Source organism: Bacillus cereus group sp. Bc031 (genome assembly GCF_027716265.1).
Classification (GTDB): Bacteria; Bacillota; Bacilli; order Bacillales; family Bacillaceae_G; genus Bacillus_A; species Bacillus_A paranthracis.
The window spans coordinates 1-4482 of record NZ_JAQFUL010000161.1; the positions used below are offsets into that span (position 1 = coordinate 1).

Consider the following 4482-nt stretch of genomic DNA (forward strand, 5'->3'; position numbering starts at 1 on the left):
TTAAAGATATATAAATATTAACAGTAAAGATAGTAAGGATTGATTATCCCTACTATCTTTTTTTATCTAAACGGATAAATTTAAAATACATAGTAATAATAGATAATCCATGTTATTATCAGAATATTAATTATATTCTTTTGATAAAAGGGGGAATGTAGCCTCGGTGCGAGGATAGCACTCCGCAGGACGGTAGTCCGAGGACCTTGATTTTAATAAATGGGTTAAAGGAGTTAATAGTTAGATGAATATACCTAAAAAAGAAAAAACACTAAAAGGTAAATGGCATGAAGTTATATCTATACGAGAGGCACAAACAAAAAATGGTGTAATGTATTATCTCATGGATGAAAACCTTGATTTCATACCATTAGTAAAAGAATATCTCGATATAATACAGGCAAGAGCTGAACGAGAGGTATCTCCTAATACAATAAGAACATACTGTTATCACTTATGGTATTTCGTTGTATTTTTAAAGATTAAAGGATTACAAATTCTGGACATTGATGGTAAACCTGATATTTTAACAAAATTCAAATTGTGGTTAAAGAACCCATATAGGTTTTATGAAAATGTAGACATGTTAGATTACGACTATGAGGATGACGACATAAAAGTTACAACTGTTAATGCAATTATAGATAGAGTAAGCTCTTTATTCCTTTGGCTCAAAGCCAGTGGCAGGATAAAAGATAATCCTGTTGTCTACCGTAATGTAATGATTACAAATGCGATGAGGGACAAAGATATGTTGGCTCATACAAGAAGGAATAAAACAGTACAGAAAAATACTCTTAAATCAAAGGTTCCTCAAATTATCCCAAAGACCATTGAACAAAAGGACTTTAAGAAGTATTTAGAGGCTGTTAATCTCTTACGAGATAAGATTATCCTTCTTGTTCTAAAAGAGGGTGGTGTAAGGTCTGGTGAGCTGTTAGGCATCAAACTTGAAGACATTGATTATGGTGAGCAAGGTATTCATGTTCGTTTCAGACCTGATAACGAAAACGGTTCGAGAGCTAAAGCGGGGTATGGAAGAGACAGGTTCGTTCACTTACCAACTGACCTAATGGTTTTAATAGATAGATATATTAGTAGTGATTGGGTAAACAGTGACCCTGATAGCGACTTTCTATTTGTGGTGGTTAATAGTAATAATCCTATTGAAAATGGTAAACCAATGAAAAAATCAACCCTCTCATCAATCCTTAACTATTACAACAAAAAAACAAAGATTAAGTTAAACACCCACAAATTAAGACATACTCATGTTACCGAATTAGCAAGAGAATACATCATCAAAGGTGAACCGATAAACTGGAAATACATTTCCGAAAGAGTTGGTCATAAAAACGTGTCGACAACGATGGGTATATACGCACATTTAAATGTAGAAGACCATAAAAAAGAGTACAAGCGAATGAGTGATTATAGAGAAGAAAAACGTAAGGAGCGAGAAAATGGTAAAAATTAAAGCAACAATTCATCCTATTTCATCAGGTTCGGAAAACTTAGAAACAAAAGCAACTGTAACTCCTTTTCCCGTTGGAGCTATTGATACATCTTGGATGAGTAAGGGGCAGAAAACATTTTTTGAAGTCTTACAACAACCTGAAAACCGAGATAAAAAGTATGACGAATTATCTACTATAGCAGGATATAAAAGTACATTTACCTGGTATAACGCTATTAAAGATGAACGGTTCACTGAGCTTTTAGAAAACATGGGTGTTCAGGTAAGACACTACGAAGATGACTACCCTGCCCATCACGAAGTTGAATACATTAAAAACCCAAAAGAACGAGAAGAATATCTCAAAGAAGATGTGTGGGATGTAAGAAGGTTATTGAAGAATTATCCAAAACATCTTTCTCCTGTTCAATTTATCGTTAAATTGACTAAATTGGAAAATACTCATTTACGCCAAACGGTAAAAAGGTATTTTGTAAATATGCTTGGAACTTGGGAAGCTAAAACGTTTAAAGAAAACATCCAATATTTGAGTGATTTTTTTAGTATATTGCATGATAAATTTCCAAATATCAAATCTTTTAAGGAGCTAAATAGACAGGAACATATCGAAAAAATTCTTCCTGACATATATTCACGTTCTAACTACAAGTCTATCAGAGCAATAATAACTACCCGTTCTATGTTCCGATACATGTACGAAAATAAATGGTCCGATGGACCAAAAACAGACACTTTATTGATTAGTTATGATACGCCTAAAACGGTAGAAATCCTACCAAGACCCATTCCACCACATATTAAAATAAAATTGGATGATTACTTGGAAAATACAGTAATCCCCCTATTGGAAGATGGTGAGGAAACTCCTATTATATCCCCGACTTATTGGGATTTAATTGTCATTTTAAGATATACAGGAAGACGTGTTGAGGACATAGCTCACTTAATTGCAGATGGAAGTGATATTGATTGTCTGAAATATGATTTGGATGGAGACCCACAACTTTTTCTTGACCATCGCATTGCAAAAATCAAAAAAGATTTGGTCGTGCCATTAGCACATTTAAAGGACTCCAAAGGAAGAAATATGGTGGAACGGGCAATTTTACGCCAAAAGGAACGGGTAAAAGATTTACCCCCTACTTCTGATAAGCAAAAGTATTTATTTAGGGAAGTTATTACTTTTGCTCAAGAAAAAACTCCGATAACGAAGTCTATTAGTTATGCCACCATTTATCAATATGTACTGTCTAAAATATGTAATCAAATCCCATTATCAGATATTGGTGCAGAGTCTGGAGATATTTATAAAATATCTCCACACCAGTTCAGGCATACAGTAGCCACCGAAATGATTGATGCAGGAGTCGATATATACGCTGTTAAAAACTTTTTAGGGCATTCATCAGTTATCATGACAGAAAAGTATATTAAGGTCTACCAACAACGTTTAAAAAAGGAGTTTAAAGATAAACTTCTTAAATCTGATGCTACAGCAATTAAAGATAATCTCCCAGAGCAAGAAGAAATTTTCGGTGATAACAAATGGGTCAAAAACAAAATTATCGCCATTTTCGACCAAGGTGACGGATGTTGTGAGCATCCTTATAAAATGCCTTCCTGTCCTCACCAGGTAGCTTGTAAAACGTGCATTAAGAAAAAGATATTGCCGAGACATAAAAACGCAGTTATAGATACAATAGATGCCTTTACAACGCATTTAAACCAAGCGAAACAAATTGGACTAAATGAAAAAATTGAGGAATTTGACAAGGTAGTTCAGTTCTATCAAACCGCATTGGAAATCATTGAAAAGGGTGAAACATTCGATGCCTCAAAACATTTCTACACAGGAGGTGTCCATTAATGGCTAATATGAGACCAAATACCGCCAAAATGGTTGAATCAAAGAAAATGGAAAGCGAGTTAAAGAAACAAGCTGTTTTAGCCGTTCTTAAGGAACTAACGCTCCTTGATGACCCTATAAGTAACCCTATATCAAAAGCTGAAATATGCCGAAAGGCAGGAGTAAGTAAAACATTCCTTTACTCATACAAAGAGGAACTTCTTAAACCAATTGATGAAGCAATAATGAAACAAAACCAGAGATTAAAGGTTATCACAAAAAAACAGAGATTTAGTGAAAGTTCAAAGGACAAGCTGATTGAGTCACTGAAAAGAAGAATAGCTGAATTAGACGAAGAAAATAGAAAACTAAAAAAGGACAATGCCCTTTTACTTGGGAAGTTGGCGCATAAATAATGATGGGAATAGTTTCTTCTTCAACTAACGGTGCAGGACAATTGAAGAAAGATTGCGAAGTTATAATGTTGGATGTGTGATTAGAAATAACAGGAGGTTGGAATTTTTGAGACTTAGACAAATGGCAGTCGCTTTCCTTTTAAGTGAAGAAGAAGAAGTTTTGTTTCTTCAAAAAAAGCAAAAAGATACTTTTCTCGCAGGGTTTTTAGTTCCAATTGGTGGACATATTGAAGGTGATGAAATCAATGAACCCCAGGAAGCATGTTTAAGAGAAATTGAAGAAGAAACAGGTTTAAAAAGTGATTGCATAAACAATCTAACACTTCGATACATTGTACTTAGAGTAAAGGGAAAGCAAGAAATTCGAATACAGTATGTGTTCTTTGGAAATGTATTTAAAAATGCTACTTTAATTGAAAGTGATGAAGGTTCATTAAAATGGATAGATTATAAGGATATTCCAAACCAGAATGTTTCAGCCACTACCAATGAAATAGTTAAGCATTTCAACGAAATAGGTAAATCCACTGAAAAAGTATATGTAGGCTCAATGAAATCTTTAAAAGGAAACCCTGAAATTACTTGGGGACTTTTAGAGGATTGGGAACTGCCGATTTTTAACTAACGGGTGCTTTAATTAAAAAAGGAATACACAATAAAAATAGCCTGTATCTTTGATTACTTAGTAATCAAAGATACAGGCTATATTTTTAGGTGATTAACTATCCTTATATATATTTAAT

At 33.8% G+C, this 4482-nt stretch carries 4 protein-coding genes; all 4 read left to right on the plus strand.

Features of this window, described 5'->3' with window-relative positions; all coding sequences use genetic code 11:
- The first annotated feature begins 244 nt into the window (after nt 1-244).
- Nucleotides 245-1477, plus strand: coding sequence for a tyrosine-type recombinase/integrase (locus tag PDQ33_RS28290; protein WP_076856714.1), 1233 nt, complete (start codon nt 245-247; stop codon nt 1475-1477).
- Entirely contained in the window at nt 1464-3344 is a 1881-nt protein-coding gene (locus PDQ33_RS28295) for a tyrosine-type recombinase/integrase (protein ID WP_076856713.1), read from the plus strand. The genes PDQ33_RS28290 and PDQ33_RS28295 overlap by 14 nt, the downstream gene beginning before the upstream one ends.
- Nucleotides 3344-3739, plus strand: a complete 396-nt coding sequence (locus PDQ33_RS28300) for a DUF6262 family protein (protein WP_076856712.1) — start codon at nt 3344-3346, stop codon at nt 3737-3739. Before PDQ33_RS28295 ends, PDQ33_RS28300 begins: the two co-directional genes overlap by 1 nt.
- Nucleotides 3740-3845: 106 nt before the next feature.
- Nucleotides 3846-4364 (plus strand): NUDIX domain-containing protein, encoded by a 519-nt coding sequence (locus tag PDQ33_RS28305; RefSeq protein ID WP_076856711.1) that lies wholly within the window; start codon nt 3846-3848, stop codon nt 4362-4364.
- Nucleotides 4365-4482 lie beyond the last annotated feature (118 nt).

Bases quoted from the DNA above. Each gene is read 5' to 3' on its own strand.
- PDQ33_RS28290 (WP_076856714.1), top strand. From the start codon at position 245: ATGAATATACCTAAAAAAGAAAAAACACTAAAAGGTAAATGGCATGAA.
- PDQ33_RS28295 (WP_076856713.1), top strand. From the start codon at position 1,464: ATGGTAAAAATTAAAGCAACAATTCATCCTATTTCATCAGGTTCGGAA.
- PDQ33_RS28300 (WP_076856712.1), top strand. From the start codon at position 3,344: ATGGCTAATATGAGACCAAATACCGCCAAAATGGTTGAATCAAAGAAA.